Consider the following 14,746-nt stretch of genomic DNA (forward strand, 5'->3'; position numbering starts at 1 on the left):
GCTACCTCGTTTACGTCATGGCCTGCGTTTGAGAATGTAGCTGTCCATGATCCAGCCATGCCGCTCGCGCGCCTCTTGCCGCGCGGCGACGATGCGCGGACCGACCTCAGTGAGCGCGCCAGACATGATGATCTCATCGGGCATGCCGAGATTGGCACCCCACCAGATGTGCAGGCCCTTCGGATCGAGCGACTGAAATGCCGTGCCGCCATCAAGCATCACGACGACCGTATCTGCTCCTTGCGGCCATCCACCCTCGCGCAGGCGCCGTCCTGTCGTGACCAGAAAGGGCTCGCCGATGTCGTTCAGCGGCAGCGCATGCGCCGCACACAAGGCCTGGATCGAGGTGATGCCGGAGACCACCTCGATTGTCGGCAGTGGATCAAGCCGGCGCGCGATACGCAGCGAGGAATCGTAGAGCGAGGGATCGCCCCAGATCAGCAGCGCGACACGGCCCTCGCCTTCGAGATGATCTGCGATCGCCTGCGACCAGGTCGCGGCGACAGCGTCGTGCCAATCGTCCACCCCCTTGCGATAATCCGCTTCCTTGTCACGCACCGGCAGATCGAATTCAGCAATGCGGGTCTTTTCGTTGGTGAGCACGTCGGCGCAGATCGTCCGCCGCAAGTCGGCAAGATCGGATTTCGCGGTCCCCTTGCGCGGGATCAGGACGAGATCGGCAGCGTTGATGGCACGGATCGCAGCCAGCGTGAGCTGCTCCGGATCGCCGCAACCGATGCCTATCAGCGAGAGCGTCAGCACGATCAACCAGCCTCCGCCAGGGCGCCGAACACGATGACGGCGGCCGTCGTGGCTGCGCCGCCCCGCGCGAGCTGCCTGGCCAGCTCGGCGATCGTGGTGCGCAGCAACCGCTCGTCCGGGCGACCGAGGGATTCGGCGAACAGCGCCGGTGTGTCCGGGGAAAGCCCATGCGCGATCAGCTTCGCGGCGAGATCCGGGAATGTGCGGCGGCCCATATAGACCACGGTCGTCGCCTCTGGATCGGCCAGCGCAGCCCAATTGAGATTCTTGGGCAGTTCGCCGGTGACATCGGCCCCGGTCACGAACTGTACCCGGCGCGAGGTGTGGCGCCGGGTCAGGGGAATGCCGGCCTCGGCAGCCGCGACACATGCCGAGGTGACGCCGGGGATGATCTCGTAGCCGATGCCGGCCGCGCGCAGCGTCTCGATCTCCTCTTCCAGACGTCCGAATATTCCGGCATCGCCCGACTTCAGCCGCACCACGCGCGCGCCGGTCGCGGCATAGTCGACCAACAGGCGGTTGACGTGCTGCTGCTTGGTCGAGGGGCGCCCCGCGCGCTTGCCCACCGCGACGAGATTGGCGCCGGGCCGGGCGAGATCGAGGATCGCGCCGGAGGCGAGGTCATCATAGAGCACGACGTCGGCCTCGCGCAGCCGCGCCACCCCCTTCACCGTGAGGAGTTCGGGATCGCCGGGACCGGCGGAGACGAAGGAGACGAAGCCGCTCACCGGTCCTCCGCGATCAGATGGAAGAACGTGCCCGTGGCACGGTTGCGGCGCGAGCCGGTCTCGGCAATGACTGCGCCGGTGGCATCGCGCACGACCGCAAGTGCAGTATCAGGCTGCGCGATGATGGTTGAATAGTGGAATTCATGGCCGCGCAGGCGTGCGCCGGCCCGATGCCCCGGCATTGGCGCGGCGAGTTCGGCGAGACGATAGCCCAGATGCATGCGGCGCTTTGCAAAGCTCGTCTCCAGCCCGAGCAGGCCCGTCATCTCGTGGCGGACACCGTCGGCGTCGGTCAAGGCCGTGCCCAGCACCATATAGCCTCCGCATTCGCCATGCACGGGCCGCGTCTCGGCAAAGGCGCGCAAGCCGCTGCGAAAGCGCGCATTGGCTGCGAGCTGACCGGCATGCAGTTCGGGATAGCCGCCGGGCAGCCAGCAGACATCGGCACTCGCATCGGGTCCCTCGTCGGCGAGCGGCGAGAATGTCACGATCTCGGCGCCGGCCGCGCGCCAGGCTTCCAACATGTGCGGATAGACGAACGAGAACGCGGCGTCGCGGGCCAGCGCAATGCGCTGCCCGGGCGGCGTCACACTCAGGCCATTGGTCGCCGTTTGAGGCGTCCAGGCGGCCGCCGATCGCAACACCGCATCGAGATCGACATGCTCAGCGACGAAGCGCGCAGCCTCCCCGATCAAGCCGCCGATCTCCGCTTGCTCCTCGGCCTGCACGAGACCGAGGTGGCGCTTCGGCAGGCTGATCTCGGCGTGACGCGGCAGCGCGCCGAACACGGCGATGCCGGCATCGCTGAGCGCGCGCCGCACGAGATCTTCGTGACGCGGGCTCGCGACGCGGTTGAGCACCACGCCGGCAAGGCGCACGCCGGCGCGGTAATCACGCAGGCCCGCGGCGATCGCTGCAGCCGTCTGCGCCTGTCCGGATGGATCGATCACCAGCAGCACCGGCCAGCCCATCATCTCCGCGATATCGGCGGTGGCGCCGGTGCCGCAGACGCCGCGCGCGGCGACACCGTCGAACAGGCCCATCGAGCCCTCGGCAAGCACGATATCGGCATCAGTGCCGCGACTGACCAAGTGGGCGATCATTGCGCGGTCCATGGCCCAGCTATCGAGGTTGACGGAAGCGCGCTCCGTGGCGGCAGCGTGGAATGCCGGATCGATATAGTCGGGCCCGCTCTTGAAACACTGCACCTTGAGGCCACGATCACGCCAGGCGCGCGCAAGCGCCAGCGTCAGCGTCGTCTTGCCGACGCCGGAGGCCGGTGCGGAGATGACGAGACTGGTCGTCATGAGGCCTCCGGAAAGCGCGGCTCGGGGCCGACCGGGCGATAGCGGCGGTCATAATCTGCGGCATAGAGACGGCTCTCGGAAAAATCCGCAGAGCCCAGCGTCTTGCCGACTAGGATGAGCGCGGTGCGTTCGAGCTCGGCACCGACCGCGGCATCGAGGGTGGACAGCGTGGCGCGCACGATGCGCTGGTCCGGCCAGCTCGCGCGCCAGACGATGGCGACCGGGCAGTCCGCGCCGTAATGCGGCGTGAGCTCGACGATGACCTTGTCGAGCAGATGGATCGACAGATGGATCGCGAGCACCGCGCCGGTTGCGGCAAAGGCGGCGAGCTTCTCGCCTTCGGGCATTGCGCTGGCACGGCCCGGCGTGCGCGTCAGCACCACGGTCTGTGCGAGACCAGGCAGCGTCAGCTCGGCCTCGAGCGCCGCCGCAGCCGCCGAGAAGGCCGGCACGCCCGGCGTGACGCTGTAGGGAATGCCGAGCGCACGCAGGCGACGCAACTGCTCGCCCATCGCCGACCAGATCGACAGATCGCCGGAATGCAGCCGCGCGATGTCCTTGCCTTGCGCATGCGCGGCGGCAATCTCGGCGATGATCTCGTCGAGCGACAAAGGCGCGGTATTGACGATCCGCGCACCCGGCGGGCAATGCGCCAGCACGCCCGCGGGGACAAGCGAACCGGCATAGAGGCAGACCGGACAGGCGACGATCAGGTCGCGTCCGCGCAAGGTCAGGAGATCGGCCGCGCCCGGCCCCGCGCCGATGAAATGCACCGTCATGCGCCGTCTCCTTCTGCGATCGCCGCCGTCGCGGTCCGATCCTGCGAGACCGCCCGCGTCGCAATCAGCCGCGCGCCGGGCCCGGCCGCAGCAATTGCTGCGGCCTCGGCGATCGATCCCGTACCGAATTTTTCCACGATGAGCATTGATTGGGTCGGCGTTGCGGTGCCAGCCAGGACTTCGGCCGGAATGCCCTTGATCGGCACGCCACACTCGCGTGCGAGCAGCTTGAGTGGTTCCGCGTCCGCCTTGTGGCTGACCGTTGCGACAGCGGAAAGGCCCGCGGAACCGCCGGCCGCAACCAGCGCCTCGCGAAGCGAGGCAAGCGTCACATCCGTCTTGAACCCGAGACCGGCAACTTTCATCGGACCGCGCTCCATTGCACCACCGGACGCGCCGCCTCCCAGGAGCGATAGCGGCCGAGCGGGCCGACATGCGCGATCTCGACCCGCATCAACTCGCCGCCGTGGCGCTGGTGCAACTCACCGAGCAGCGCGTCCGTCTCCAGCGTCACGGCATGGGCAACCAGCCGCGTGCCAGCCAGAATCCGCGACCAGACAGCGTCGAACATCACGCTATCGAGACCTCCGCCGATGAAGACAGCGTTCGGCGCTTCCAGCGAAGCCAGAACTTCAGGCGCCTTTCCTGTGATGACAGCAATCCGATGCGCCAATCCGAACGCCGCCGCGTTGCGGCGAATGTTCGCAGCGCGATCCTCGCGCGCCTCGACAGCGATCGCAGTTCCTCCGCCCAGTGCCCATTCGACCGAGATCGAGCCTGAGCCGGCGCCAATGTCCCACAACCGCTCGCCAGGGCGTGGTCCCAGCGCCGACAGCGCGAGCGCGCGCACTGGCCGCTTGGTGATCTGGCCGTCGTGGACGAAGAGATCGTCCGACAGGCCCGAGCTGCGGGGAATGCCCTGCGCTCCCCTCGCCTCCAGCGCCACCGCGACCACGTTGCCGGTGGAAGCGCTCGTATAACTGTCGGCGCGATGCTGCGTCACGCTTTCACTTGGTCCGCCGAGCGCGGTGAGATTCCAGAATGTCGAAGCGCCCCAGCCGTGGGCGGTCAGCCATCTTGCGAGGTCGCCTGCCGCGTTGTTGTCGCGGACCAGGCAAATGATCCGCACACCTTGCGCCAGATGCGCCACGAGGCGTTCGAATGGCGCGGCGTGGAGACCGAGACAAACGACTGATTCGAGTCGCCAGCCCAGTCGCGCCGCGACGAGCGAGAACGTCGACGGCGCGGTGTACGCGGTCCATTCGCCGCGATCGAGTTTCTCGGCAAGGCTTCCACCGGCGCCGTGCCAGAACGGATCGCCGGAGGCGAGCACCACTGTCGGACGACCGCGACGGCTCAGCACGATTTCCGCGTCGAACGGCACCGGCCACGGACGGCCGCGGCCGGTTATGCCTGCGAGTGCAAGATGACGCTCGCCGCCGAAGACGGTTTCGGCCTCGGCGAGCGCCTTTCGGCTTGCGTCCGAGAGGCCGGCAAGGCCATCTTCGCCGATACCGATGATGGTCAGCCAGGGATCAGCCATGACGCGCGCCCTCGTTCTGGGCGGAACGGCCGACGCGAGCCTGCTCGCGGCGGAGATCGCGCGCGCGGGTATCGACGCGGTGTACTCCTATGGCGGCCGCACCCGCGCTCCTGCCGGCCAGCCGCTGCCGACCCGCATCGGCGGTTTTGGTGGGCCGAGTGGTCTTGCCGACTACATTCGACGTGAAGGCATCACGCATGTGGTCGATGCGACGCATCCCTTCGCCGCGGAGATGAGCCGCAACGCGATCGAGGCCTGCAAGGATACGGCCACGCCGCTGCTTGCACTCGAACGCGCGCCCTGGGGCCGAGCGCCCGGCGACAACTGGATCGAGGTCGCTGACGTCAACGCCGCGGTCGCTGCGCTTCCCGAGGCGCCGGCTCGCGTATTCCTCGCCATCGGCCGCCAGCACATCGCGCCGTTCGCGACCAAGCCGCAGCATGCCTACACGCTGCGTTTCGTCGATCCGCCCGCAGCGCCCCCGCCCTTCGCGGCAGACGTGATCGTGTCGCGCGGACCTTTCACGCTTGATGGCGAACTCGAAATGATGCGCACGCGCGGTATCGCGTGGATCGTCGCCCGCAACTCCGGCGGCGATGGCGCACGCGCCAAGATCGACGCCGCCCGCGCGCTCGGTCTGCCCGTGATCATGATCGCGCGGCCGGAGCTGCCCGAGAGATCGCGGGTGGAGAGCGTCACCGAAGCGATGCAGTGGCTCGGTCATCGGACCTGCCTCGGCGCATAGACCCAGCGGCCAACGCGACGCGTCTGCGAATTGCCGACGATCACGAGCGTGCGCATGTCGGCCATCTCGGGTCGGGCCTCGTGCAATGTGACGGTTTCGATCCGTTCGTCTGGTGCACTGACCGCACGCGCGAAAATCACCAGGCGCTCGCCGCAGCCAGCGTCTTTCAACACGGACAGCGCGCGGCCAAATCCTTCCGGCCGGCTCACTGATCTCGGATTGTACATTGCAATGGCAAAATCGGCTTCCGCGGCGAGCCGCAGGCGCTTCTCGATCACCGCCCATGGCTTCAGATTGTCCGAGAGATTGATCGCGCAGAAATCATGGCCGAGCGGCGCGCCCGCGCGCGCCGCCGCCGCCAGCATGGCAGTGACGCCGGGTAGCACGCGGATCGGCAGATCGCGCCATTGCGGCGTCTGTTCGAGTGCCTCGAACACGGCAGAGGCCATCGCAAAAACGCCGGGATCGCCAGAGGAGACGACGACGACCTGCCCGCCTTCGGCGGCGAGACGCAAGGCCTCGCTTGCGCGCTGCAGCTCTTCGCGATTGTCCGAGGGATGCAGCCTAAGTCCGGCCCGTGGCGCCACGCGCGCGACATAGGGCGCATAGCCCAGAATGTCGGTTGCAGCCGCAAGCGCGGCGGAGACCTCCGACGTCACCACCGCGTCGCTGCCCGGCCCAAGGCCCGCAATGGTCAGCGTACCCGTCATTCGGCGCTATCCATGAAACGTCCCTTGCCGTGCACGAGCACGATCGCGAAGTAGGGACACTCGGCCGCATCGACGTCGGCGAGCCGCGCGACCCGCTCGCCCGGCATGGTGCCGCGCTCCACCAGCCAGGCATCGTCGAGCCGGCCGGTAGCGGCGAGCGCGCGGTGCACTTTCTGGAGATTGCGGCCGGTCTTCATGATGACGAGCGCATTGGAATCGCGCATGCGCCGTTCGAGCTCATCCTCGGCCAACGTGCCCATCAGCACCGTCGTGACGTCGTCGCCGAGCGCGATCGGCTGGCCGACAGCGTTCCAGCAGCCGACCATGCCGGGAATGCCGGCGATCACCTCGATCTCGACACGACCTTGCAGGCGCGTATGCAGATGCATGAAGGAGCCGTAGAAGTAAGGATCGCCTTCGCAGAGCACGACGACATCGACAGCGCGAGCAAGCCGCGCCAGGCGCTCCGCCCATTCGTCGTAGAAACCGGCAAGGAGCCGAACATATTCTGGACTGTCGAAAGCGATCTCGGTGGTGACCGGATATTCCATCGGATACTCGGTCACCTCAGTTGCAAGCATGCCCTCGACGATGCGCCGCGCCTGGCCGGGCCCGCCCTTCTTGCGGAAATAGGCAACGTGCTTCGCCGCCCGCACCATTCGGTCCGCGCGCACGCTCATCAAATCAGGATCGCCGGGACCGAGACCGCAACAGATGATGCGTCCCATCGCTATTCGCTCCGGCTCGCCAGCGCGTTCACGGCAGCAACGGTGATCGCCGAGCCGCCGAGGCGGCCCTCGACCGTCAGCGCCGGTGCCGGCGGATCGGCCATCAGCGCGGCCTTGGATTCGGCGGCACCGACGAAGCCGACGGGACAGCCGATGATCGCTGCTGGCCGCGGACAGTCGCGATCCTCCAGCATGTTGAGAAGATGAAACAGCGCGGTCGGCGCATTGCCGATCGCAACGATCGCACCATCGAGATGCGGCCGCCATAGCTCCAGTGCCGCGGCCGAGCGCGTGTTGCGCATGGATTGCGCGAGCGTGGGAACGGCGACATCGCCGAGCGTGCAGATGACGGCATTTCCGGCGGGAAGTCGCGCGCGCGTAATTCCCTCCGAGACCATGCGCGCGTCGCACAGGATCGGCGCGCCATTCTTTAAGGCAGCCCGCGCCGCGGTTGCCATGCCCGGCGTGAAGCGGATGTGCGCCTCGAGGCCCACCATGCCGGCGGCATGGATCATCCGCACCACGACCTGCTCTTCATCAGCTGTGAAGCGGGCCAGATCCGCCTCCGCGCGGATGGTAGCAAAGGATTGCCGATAGATCGCCGCGCCATCGGTCTCATAGAGATGCGGCATCAGTGGCCTCCCAACAGAATGGAAGGATCACCGACGATGTCGGCGCCACTCAAGCCGCGCAAGACCGGCTCATCGCGCGTCGAGCCGTCGCGGACGAGATCGAATCCGGCGCGGGTCGCCACCAGCGTAACCGCAGCCGCGCCGGAATGGGCGCAGCCCTTGGCGCAGCCGGAAACATGAAGCCGGGTGTCGGCAGCGATGCGCGGCGCGAGTACCGCCGCAAGCGCCCGGGTGTCGGCATGCGCCTCGCGGCAGCGCGGCGCGCCGCTGCAGGCGATGACGCGCAGCGAGGGATCAAAGGCGTCGGTGATGAGGCCCGCCGCGCTCGGCATCTCCCGCTTGCCTTCGCTGAGGACCATTCGCCATGGCGTCATGCGCAGCGCATGTCCACAATCGGATAGCTGATGCAGCGTCGTGTGCGGCAATTGCCCGAAGGCGATGCCGACCAGCGCGCCTTGCGGATATTGGCCGGGGCGCGCCGCGGCCGTGATCGGCGCGGGCTCGGTCTCGCCGCCCAATGTCCCGGGCAATGTCACACCACGCGCGAGATGAGTGGCCATGCGCCCTCGCCCGCCCTTGATACCGCCGGAAGCGATGAACCATTCTGCCAACGCCAGCGCCGTCGTCACAGCTTGTCCACGCGTAACGGACCGACCGAGCTTTGCGCCGTCGGCCCGTACCAAAAGCCGGCCCACGCGGTCGCGCTCGATGCGCACATCGGCGGAATCGCCGGCGAGCACGCGCGATGTCCCATCATCGATAGCGAAGCCGAATTTTGTCGGAAGCTCGAGCGCGCTGTCGGCCAGCGCTTCCTCCAGCTCCGCAGCGAGCGCCTGCGTCTCGTCGCGATTGTCCCAGAACGGTGTCACCAGAATATTGCGCCGCGATTCCGTCGCCTGATCGGGGTCGAGCAATCCCAATCGCGCAAGCCCATCGAGCAGCGGCCCATGCCCCCGTTCATCGACGCCCCTGATCTGGAGATTGGCGCGGCTCGTCACGTCGATCAGGCCATTGCCGTAACGCCCGGCGAGATCGGCAATGCCGACAATTTGTGTTGCTTCGAGCCGCCCGCCGAACGGGCGGATGCGGACCACAAGGCCATCGCCCGACTGCATCGGCCGAAGCGCGCCGGGACACCAGCCCTTGATCGCGACCGCGCTCATGAGGCCTCTCGCAGCGCCGCCGCGATCGAATTGCGGCGCGTTTGCCAGAGCGACGCCTCATGCAGGCGCGTGAAGCATGCCTCCATCGCAGCCAGCGCCGCCGGATTCTCGCGCGCCATGAAGGTGCGGACGTCGTCATTGCCGAGCGTCGCGTCGAAGTAGAGATCGAACAGATGCGGCGGCACGGCGCCGGCCAGATGAGCGAAGGCGGCCATATGCTCCAGCGTCGCCGTGATCTCGGCGGCGCCGCGAAAGCCGTGGCGCATCATGCCGGCGATCCAGGCCGGGTTGGCGGCCCGCGCACGCACCACACGCGAAATCTCCTCGGTCAGCGTACGCGCATGCGGCTGCTCGGGCCGCGTTGCGTCGAGATGATAGAGCGATGGCGCGGCCGCGCCGAGGCGTGCTGCGGCTGCCGCGACGCCTGCTTCATGCGCGGCGTAATCGGCGGCGAGCAAGAGATCAGTTTCCGGCAAGTCCTGAACGTGAACGAACGCATCGGCGGCGGCAAGCCGCGCCTCGATGCCGGCGCGATCGGGCTGCATCGCGCCATCGGCGGAGAACGCCCAGGATGAAGCCGCGAGCCAGGCTTCGCCTGCGGCCTCGCGCGTATCGGGCGTGAAGACATCCGGGATCGACGATAGGCCGACGCCGTATTGTCCGGGGCGCGGCGCGAACACGCGGGCCTCGCAATGGCGATACGGATTCTCATCGCCCTCCTCCTCGCGCGCGGAGAGCGCCTCGGCTGCGGCCTCGAACATTTGAGCGAGACCTGAAAACACGTCCCGGAACAGGCCCGATACACGCAGCGTGACGTCGATGCGGGGACGGCCGAGCTCGGCCGGTGCGATGATGTCGTAGCCAGTCACACGCCCAGAGGCGTGATCCCAGCGCGGCGCAAGGCCGGCGAGATGCAGCGCCATAGCAAACTCCTCGCCTGCGGTGCGCATCGTTGCCGAGCCCCAGAGATCGACGACGAGCCCTTTCGGCCAGTCGCCGTGATCCTGCAAGTGGCGGCGGAGCAGCTCTTCCGCGAGCTTGATGCCTTGCGCATGCGCCGACGGCGTCGGCACGGCGCGCGGATCGACCGCAAACAGGTTACGCCCGGTGGGCAGCACGTCCTGGCGGCCGCGATAGGGCGAGCCCGACGGCCCCGGCGCGACGCGTTGTCCCGCAAGCGCGGCGCGCAGCGCGTCCCGCTCCGCATCGCCGCAGGCGCCGCGGCCGAACACGTGCAGCCCGTCGCCGAACTGACTTTCCTTGAGGTCGCAGACGAAGCGATCGATGCGCGGGATTGCTTCGGCCGGCGCAGCCGCGGGGCTCAGGCCGAGATCGTCCTCAAGCCCGGCGGCGCGGGCTTCGTCGCGGATCGCGGCGATCAACCGCTGGCGGCGGGCGGGATCGAGACCATCGGCCGTCGAATATTCGTCGAGGAGCCGTTCAAGCCGGCGCAAGCCTTCCGGCACCGCGGATTGCGCGAGCGGCGGCGGCAGGTGGCCGATCGTGACGGCAGAGATGCGCCGCTTGGCCTGTGCAGCCTCGCCGGGATCGTTGACGATGAAGGGATAGATGACCGGCAGATCGCCAATCAGCGCCTCCGGCCAGCAGCTCAACGACAGTGCGACGGATTTTCCGGGCAGCCATTCCAGCGTGCCGTGCGCGCCCATGTGCACGACGGCATCGATGCCCTGCTGCCGGAGCCAGAGATAGAACGCGACATAGGCGTGGCGCGGCGTGCGGGCGAGATCGTGGTAGTCAGCATCGCGCGTGCTCGCCTCACCGCGCTCCGGCTGGACGGCGATGATCGACTTGCCGCATGCAAGGCCAGCAAAATGGAACGCGCCGTTGCAGCAGCTTGGATCGTCTTCCGGCGCGCCCCAGGCTTGCGCGAGATCGTCCTGCAATTGCTGCGGAAGACGCGAGAGCGCCGCGCGATAGTCGGCAACGCTGCAGGTCAACTGCCGCGTCAGAAGGGTCTCGCCGAGCGCGTGCGCCGGCGAGACGTCGAAGCCGGTCTCAGCAAGATCGAACAATAGCGCTTCGACCGAGGCGAGCGCGTCGAGACCGACCGCGTGCGCGATCTGGTGCGGACGACCCGGATAATTCGAGAGCACGATCGCCAGCCGCCTCGTACCGGCCGGCTTCTCCGCAAGCTGCCGCCAGGCCGCAACACGTGCGGCAACCACATTCACGCGCTCTTCATCCGCACGATGAGCAAGATGGGAGAATTGCAGATCGTGATCGCGCGCAGCGGCCGATTTGAAACTCACCACGCCCGCGAACAGGCGGCCATCGACCTCGGGCAGCACCACATGCATCGCGAGGTCGCCGGGCGACAGGCCGCGCAGCGACTCCGACCAGTCCTCCCGTCGTGCCGTCGAGAGCGCGACCTGGAACACCGGGCATGAGGCTGCATCGAACGGCGTCGTGCCGTCATCGCCCGCCGCGGAGAACGCCGTCGCATTGACGATCGCCGCCGGAGGGCTTTGCGTAAGATGCGCGCGCAGCCAATCCGCAACGCCCGCAGCCTTCAGCGAGACGACGAACACGCCAAAGGCGTCAAAGCCCTGCTTGCGCAACGCCGCGATCAGGGCATCAACGGGACCGGTGTCCGCGGCGGTGAGATAGGCGCGATAGAAGGTCACAAGCGCGCGCGGCTTGCCGTCGGAGCCAGGGGGCGCCGCGATCACGCCGCGTACAGGATCGTAGAACCCCATTTCGGGAACGTTCATTTCGCCGACGACCGGCCCGGCATAGAGACCCGAGGCCAGCGCAAGCTGCGCGATCGCGGCTTGCGCTGCGACCGGACCGCCGGTGTCGCAGAGCACCTTCAGCCGCCGCAGCGTCGAGACCGGCAGGGTCGAGTACGCATCCAGCCGCGTATCGTCTCGGCCGTCGGCCGGCAGCACCGCCAGCACGATGTTACGGTCCTTTGCCAATTGGTGAAGGGCCGCGAGCCCGTAGGACCAGTAGGATTCACCGCCGATCAGGCGCACCAGAATGCCGCGCGCCTGCGAAAGCGTGCGCTCGATATAGGTATCGACCGAGAGCGGATGACGCAGCTCCGCAAGATTGGCGAGCCGCAGCGACGGCAGGCTGTCGCGGCCGCGCCGCCAGCCGGCCGCGAATGCGGCAAGATCCGAGTCCGAGAACGAGAGCACCACGAGATCGGCCGGGTCCTGGCCGATGTCCCTTGGCGTCGCGGTCTCCTCCAGACCGCGGCTCTCGCGGAAGACGACGTGCATCAGATACCAAGTCCTGCCCTGATTGCGGCCTCGTCGATATCGCCGTGTTCGCCGATCACGACCAGCTTCGACTGCCGCGCGCCCGTGCTCCAGGGCTTATCGAACTGGTGCCGCACGCGCTCGCCGACCGCCTGCAGCAACAGGCGCATCGGCTTGCCCGCGACGGCGATATAGCCCTTGGCACGCAGCACGTTCTGCTCACGCGCAAGCTTCTGGATCGATGCGACCAGCCCGTCGATATCCCTGACCTCCGGAAGATCGATCACGACGGAGGCAAAGTCGTCATGCTCGTGCTCCTCCTCGCCATCATGATGCGAGGGCCGCGCGGCGAGATCATTCTCCGCGGCAGCACCCAGGCCGAGGATCACGCGCACGTCGATCGCGCCATCTGTGACCGGCAGCATCGGCACGCGGCGCGGCATCTCGGCCAAGATCGCCGCCTTGGCTGCCTCGAGGCCTGCGGCGCCGGCAAGATCGGCCTTGGTCAGCAGCACGATGTCGGCGCAGGCGATCTGGTCCTCGAACACCTCCGACAGCGGCGTCTCGTGATCGAGATTTTCATCCGCCGCACGCTGCGCTTCGACCGCGTCGGGATCCGGCGCGAAGCGGCCGGCTGCGACGGCCTCGGCATCGGCGAGTGCGATCACGCCGTCGACCGTGATGCGCGAACGGATCTCCGGCCAGTCGAACGCCTTGAGCAGCGGCTTTGGCAGCGCCAGGCCCGATGTCTCGATCAGGATGTGATCGGGCTTCACGGGCCGCGCCAGAAGCTGCTCCATGGTCGGAATGAAATCGTCGGCGACGGTGCAGCAGATGCAGCCATTGGCGAGCTCGACGATATTCTCTTCCGGGCAGTTCGCATCAGCGCAGGATTTCAGGATCTCGCCGTCGACACCCTCGCTGCCGAACTCGTTGACGAGCACCGCGAGCTTCTTGCCGTTGGCATTGCTGAGAAGGTGCTGGATCAGCGTGGTCTTGCCGGACCCCAGAAAACCGGTGACGACCGTAACCGGCACTTTTGCGAGCGAGTTCATTCGGCGGCCTCCGGCACGACGGCAATGGGGGGAATACGGGCAAGCGACTGCTTGCGGAAGATCTCGGGACGGCTGCGCCAGGGTACGATGCCGTCAGGCGCCGCCGCATAGGCCGTGGCACCCGCGACCACATCGCGTGCGTTGGCATCGGACAATCGGCCATAAACATAGGACCAGCGGCCGGGCGCGCTCAGCGCCACCGAGCAGCCCTGGCTGCAAGCCGAAAGACATTCGACGGGAACCACGGTGACGCCCTCGGGCACACCGGCGTCGAGGATCGCGCCATGCAGGCGCTTTCCGGGCGTGACTTCGCCCTCGGCGAGCGTCTGGCCGGCACGGCAGGTGATGCAGACATGAAGCGTGACGGTCATCGCCCCTTCCACGAAAGACGGCCGGAGGCGATGAGGCGCACGAGCCGTTCTGGCGAAGGCTCGTTTCCCCGTCGCGGAACACCCCGTCCGCCGGTCTCAAACTCCGCGCTGGCAGGTCTCCCGGCTTGCGGAGCAGGGTTTGTCCCTTCGATCCCCGCCTTCCCGATCCCGGGGGATCAGTGGCTTCGGGCATCTCTCCGGTCACGGTCGCGGGGGCGGCTGCATTTTGGGCTCAAATCTTGCCGATTCGCGCCCTATCGCATTCCCTCTTCGCCTGTCGTAGGACAGGAACCAACGCGGGCCCACCATTTGCCCATGGCCGCCACTTGTCAAGCCGAAGGACCCCGTCCGATGACGCCTGAACCCGATACCCGAACCACCGAGGACACCGACACACGGCACGCTGCGAAAATGGCGAAAATCAAGGTCGCCCGCGACAAGATCATGGCGACCAAGAGCGGCGAGAAGGGCCTCATCATCGTCCATACCGGCGCCGGCAAGGGCAAGTCCTCGTCGGCCTTCGGCATGATCGTCCGCTGCGTCGCTCATGGCTTCCCCTGCGCCGTGGTCCAGTTCATCAAGGGCGCCTGGGATACAGGCGAGCGGCGGCTGCTCACCGGCCATTTCGGCGATCTCTGCCAGTTCCATGCGATGGGCGAAGGCTTCACCTGGGAGACGCAGGACCGCGCCCGCGACATCGCCGCGGCACGCGCCGGCTGGGAGAAGGCGAAGGAGCTGATATCCGATGAACGGCTGCGCATGGTCGTGCTCGACGAGATCAACATCGCGCTGCGCTACGACTATCTCGACATCGCCGAGGTCGTCGATTTCCTGAAGACCTCGAAGCCGCCGATGACGCATGTCGTCCTCACCGGCCGCAACGCGAAGGACGAGCTGATCGAGATCGCCGATCTCGTCACGGAGATGACGCTGGTTAAGCATCCGTTCCGCTCGGGCATCAAGGCGCAAGCCGGCGTCGAGTTCTGAGACAAGATCGCA

Annotated in this window: 15 protein-coding genes and 1 riboswitch; of the genes, 2 read left to right on the plus strand and 13 right to left on the minus strand. The window is 67.3% G+C overall.

The features are described 5' to 3' along the window. Positions 1 to 15: 15 nt before the first annotated feature. From cobF to cbiE, 6 genes are read right to left on the minus strand one after another with little or no spacing between them, the layout of a single operon-like run. Positions 16 to 762: a precorrin-6A synthase (deacetylating) gene (gene cobF, locus MTR72_RS20385; RefSeq protein WP_280971022.1), complete on the minus strand. Its 747-nt coding sequence runs from the start codon at positions 760 to 762 to the stop codon at positions 16 to 18. A gap of 2 nt (positions 763 to 764) precedes the next feature. Further along, on the minus strand, positions 765 to 1,490 hold the full coding sequence (gene cobA / locus MTR72_RS20390; RefSeq protein WP_280964794.1) for a uroporphyrinogen-III C-methyltransferase: 726 nt from the start codon (positions 1,488 to 1,490) through the stop codon (positions 765 to 767). Further along, positions 1,487 to 2,797: a cobyrinate a,c-diamide synthase gene (locus tag MTR72_RS20395; RefSeq protein WP_280964795.1), complete on the minus strand. Its 1,311-nt coding sequence runs from the start codon at positions 2,795 to 2,797 to the stop codon at positions 1,487 to 1,489. The genes cobA and MTR72_RS20395 overlap by 4 nt, the downstream gene beginning before the upstream one ends. Then, positions 2,794 to 3,576, minus strand: a complete 783-nt coding sequence (gene cobM / locus MTR72_RS20400) for a precorrin-4 C(11)-methyltransferase (RefSeq protein ID WP_280964796.1) — start codon at positions 3,574 to 3,576, stop codon at positions 2,794 to 2,796. The genes MTR72_RS20395 and cobM overlap by 4 nt, the downstream gene beginning before the upstream one ends. Beyond that, a complete protein-coding gene (locus MTR72_RS20405; protein ID WP_280964797.1) occupies positions 3,573 to 3,941 on the minus strand; it encodes a cobalamin biosynthesis protein in 369 nt (122 codons plus the stop codon). Before MTR72_RS20405 ends, cobM begins: the two co-directional genes overlap by 4 nt. Beyond that, positions 3,938 to 5,119 carry a precorrin-6y C5,15-methyltransferase (decarboxylating) subunit CbiE gene (gene cbiE / locus MTR72_RS20410; protein ID WP_341510874.1) on the minus strand — a complete coding sequence of 394 codons (1,182 nt, stop codon included), beginning with the start codon at positions 5,117 to 5,119 and terminating at the stop codon, positions 3,938 to 3,940. Before cbiE ends, MTR72_RS20405 begins: the two co-directional genes overlap by 4 nt. Between cbiE and MTR72_RS20415 the strand changes: the two genes are divergently transcribed. After that, positions 5,118 to 5,864: a cobalt-precorrin-6A reductase gene (locus MTR72_RS20415; RefSeq protein ID WP_280964799.1), complete on the plus strand. Its 747-nt coding sequence runs from the start codon at positions 5,118 to 5,120 to the stop codon at positions 5,862 to 5,864. The genes cbiE and MTR72_RS20415 overlap by 2 nt on opposite strands. Here the strand turns inward: MTR72_RS20415 and cobJ are convergent. The 7 genes from cobJ to MTR72_RS20450 are packed head-to-tail and all read right to left on the minus strand — an operon-like array spanning position 5,840 to position 13,747. Further along, entirely contained in the window at positions 5,840 to 6,574 is a 735-nt protein-coding gene (gene cobJ / locus MTR72_RS20420) for a precorrin-3B C(17)-methyltransferase (protein WP_341510875.1), read from the minus strand. The genes MTR72_RS20415 and cobJ overlap by 25 nt on opposite strands. Further along, positions 6,571 to 7,302: a precorrin-2 C(20)-methyltransferase gene (locus MTR72_RS20425; protein WP_280964801.1), complete on the minus strand. Its 732-nt coding sequence runs from the start codon at positions 7,300 to 7,302 to the stop codon at positions 6,571 to 6,573. Before MTR72_RS20425 ends, cobJ begins: the two co-directional genes overlap by 4 nt. A gap of 2 nt (positions 7,303 to 7,304) precedes the next feature. Further along, complete coding sequence (locus MTR72_RS20430) at positions 7,305 to 7,934, minus strand: precorrin-8X methylmutase (RefSeq protein ID WP_280964802.1); 630 nt, start codon at positions 7,932 to 7,934, stop codon at positions 7,305 to 7,307. Then, positions 7,934 to 9,097 (minus strand): precorrin-3B synthase, encoded by a 1,164-nt coding sequence (gene cobG / locus MTR72_RS20435; protein WP_280964803.1) that lies wholly within the window; start codon positions 9,095 to 9,097, stop codon positions 7,934 to 7,936. Before cobG ends, MTR72_RS20430 begins: the two co-directional genes overlap by 1 nt. Beyond that, positions 9,094 to 12,342 (minus strand): cobaltochelatase subunit CobN, encoded by a 3,249-nt coding sequence (gene cobN / locus MTR72_RS20440; RefSeq protein ID WP_280964804.1) that lies wholly within the window; start codon positions 12,340 to 12,342, stop codon positions 9,094 to 9,096. The genes cobG and cobN overlap by 4 nt, the downstream gene beginning before the upstream one ends. Beyond that, on the minus strand, positions 12,342 to 13,376 hold the full coding sequence (gene cobW / locus MTR72_RS20445; protein WP_280964805.1) for a cobalamin biosynthesis protein CobW: 1,035 nt from the start codon (positions 13,374 to 13,376) through the stop codon (positions 12,342 to 12,344). The genes cobN and cobW overlap by 1 nt, the downstream gene beginning before the upstream one ends. After that, positions 13,373 to 13,747, minus strand: a complete 375-nt coding sequence (locus MTR72_RS20450) for a DUF1636 domain-containing protein (RefSeq protein ID WP_280964806.1) — start codon at positions 13,745 to 13,747, stop codon at positions 13,373 to 13,375. Before MTR72_RS20450 ends, cobW begins: the two co-directional genes overlap by 4 nt. Positions 13,748 to 13,840: 93 nt before the next feature. Then, a riboswitch (cobalamin riboswitch) is annotated at positions 13,841 to 14,058 on the minus strand. Positions 14,059 to 14,098: 40 nt separating this feature from the next. On the opposite strand from MTR72_RS20450, the gene cobO reads away from it, so the two are divergent. Next, a complete protein-coding gene (cobO, locus tag MTR72_RS20455) occupies positions 14,099 to 14,734 on the plus strand; it encodes a cob(I)yrinic acid a,c-diamide adenosyltransferase (protein WP_280964807.1) in 636 nt (211 codons plus the stop codon). Positions 14,735 to 14,746 lie beyond the last annotated feature (12 nt).

Origin of the sequence: Bradyrhizobium sp. ISRA442, assembly GCF_038085055.1 — a bacterium.
GTDB lineage: Bacteria > Pseudomonadota > Alphaproteobacteria > Rhizobiales > Xanthobacteraceae > Bradyrhizobium.

Excerpts from the sequence above, each read along its gene's own strand:
- cbiE (WP_341510874.1), bottom strand. The coding sequence starts at position 5,119 with ATGGCTGATCCCTGGCTGACCATCATCGGTATCGGCGAAGATGGCCTT.
- cobN (WP_280964804.1), bottom strand. The coding sequence starts at position 12,342 with ATGCACGTCGTCTTCCGCGAGAGCCGCGGTCTGGAGGAGACCGCGACG.
- cobG (WP_280964803.1), bottom strand. The coding sequence starts at position 9,097 with ATGAGCGCGGTCGCGATCAAGGGCTGGTGTCCCGGCGCGCTTCGGCCG.
- cobJ (WP_341510875.1), bottom strand. The coding sequence starts at position 6,574 with ATGACGGGTACGCTGACCATTGCGGGCCTTGGGCCGGGCAGCGACGCG.
- cobW (WP_280964805.1), bottom strand. The coding sequence starts at position 13,376 with ATGAACTCGCTCGCAAAAGTGCCGGTTACGGTCGTCACCGGTTTTCTG.
- MTR72_RS20405 (WP_280964797.1), bottom strand. The coding sequence starts at position 3,941 with ATGAAAGTTGCCGGTCTCGGGTTCAAGACGGATGTGACGCTTGCCTCG.
- MTR72_RS20430 (WP_280964802.1), bottom strand. The coding sequence starts at position 7,934 with ATGCCGCATCTCTATGAGACCGATGGCGCGGCGATCTATCGGCAATCC.
- MTR72_RS20415 (WP_280964799.1), top strand. The coding sequence starts at position 5,118 with ATGACGCGCGCCCTCGTTCTGGGCGGAACGGCCGACGCGAGCCTGCTC.
- MTR72_RS20450 (WP_280964806.1), bottom strand. The coding sequence starts at position 13,747 with ATGACCGTCACGCTTCATGTCTGCATCACCTGCCGTGCCGGCCAGACG.
- MTR72_RS20425 (WP_280964801.1), bottom strand. The coding sequence starts at position 7,302 with ATGGGACGCATCATCTGTTGCGGTCTCGGTCCCGGCGATCCTGATTTG.
- MTR72_RS20395 (WP_280964795.1), bottom strand. The coding sequence starts at position 2,797 with ATGACGACCAGTCTCGTCATCTCCGCACCGGCCTCCGGCGTCGGCAAG.
- cobM (WP_280964796.1), bottom strand. The coding sequence starts at position 3,576 with ATGACGGTGCATTTCATCGGCGCGGGGCCGGGCGCGGCCGATCTCCTG.
- cobO (WP_280964807.1), top strand. The coding sequence starts at position 14,099 with ATGACGCCTGAACCCGATACCCGAACCACCGAGGACACCGACACACGG.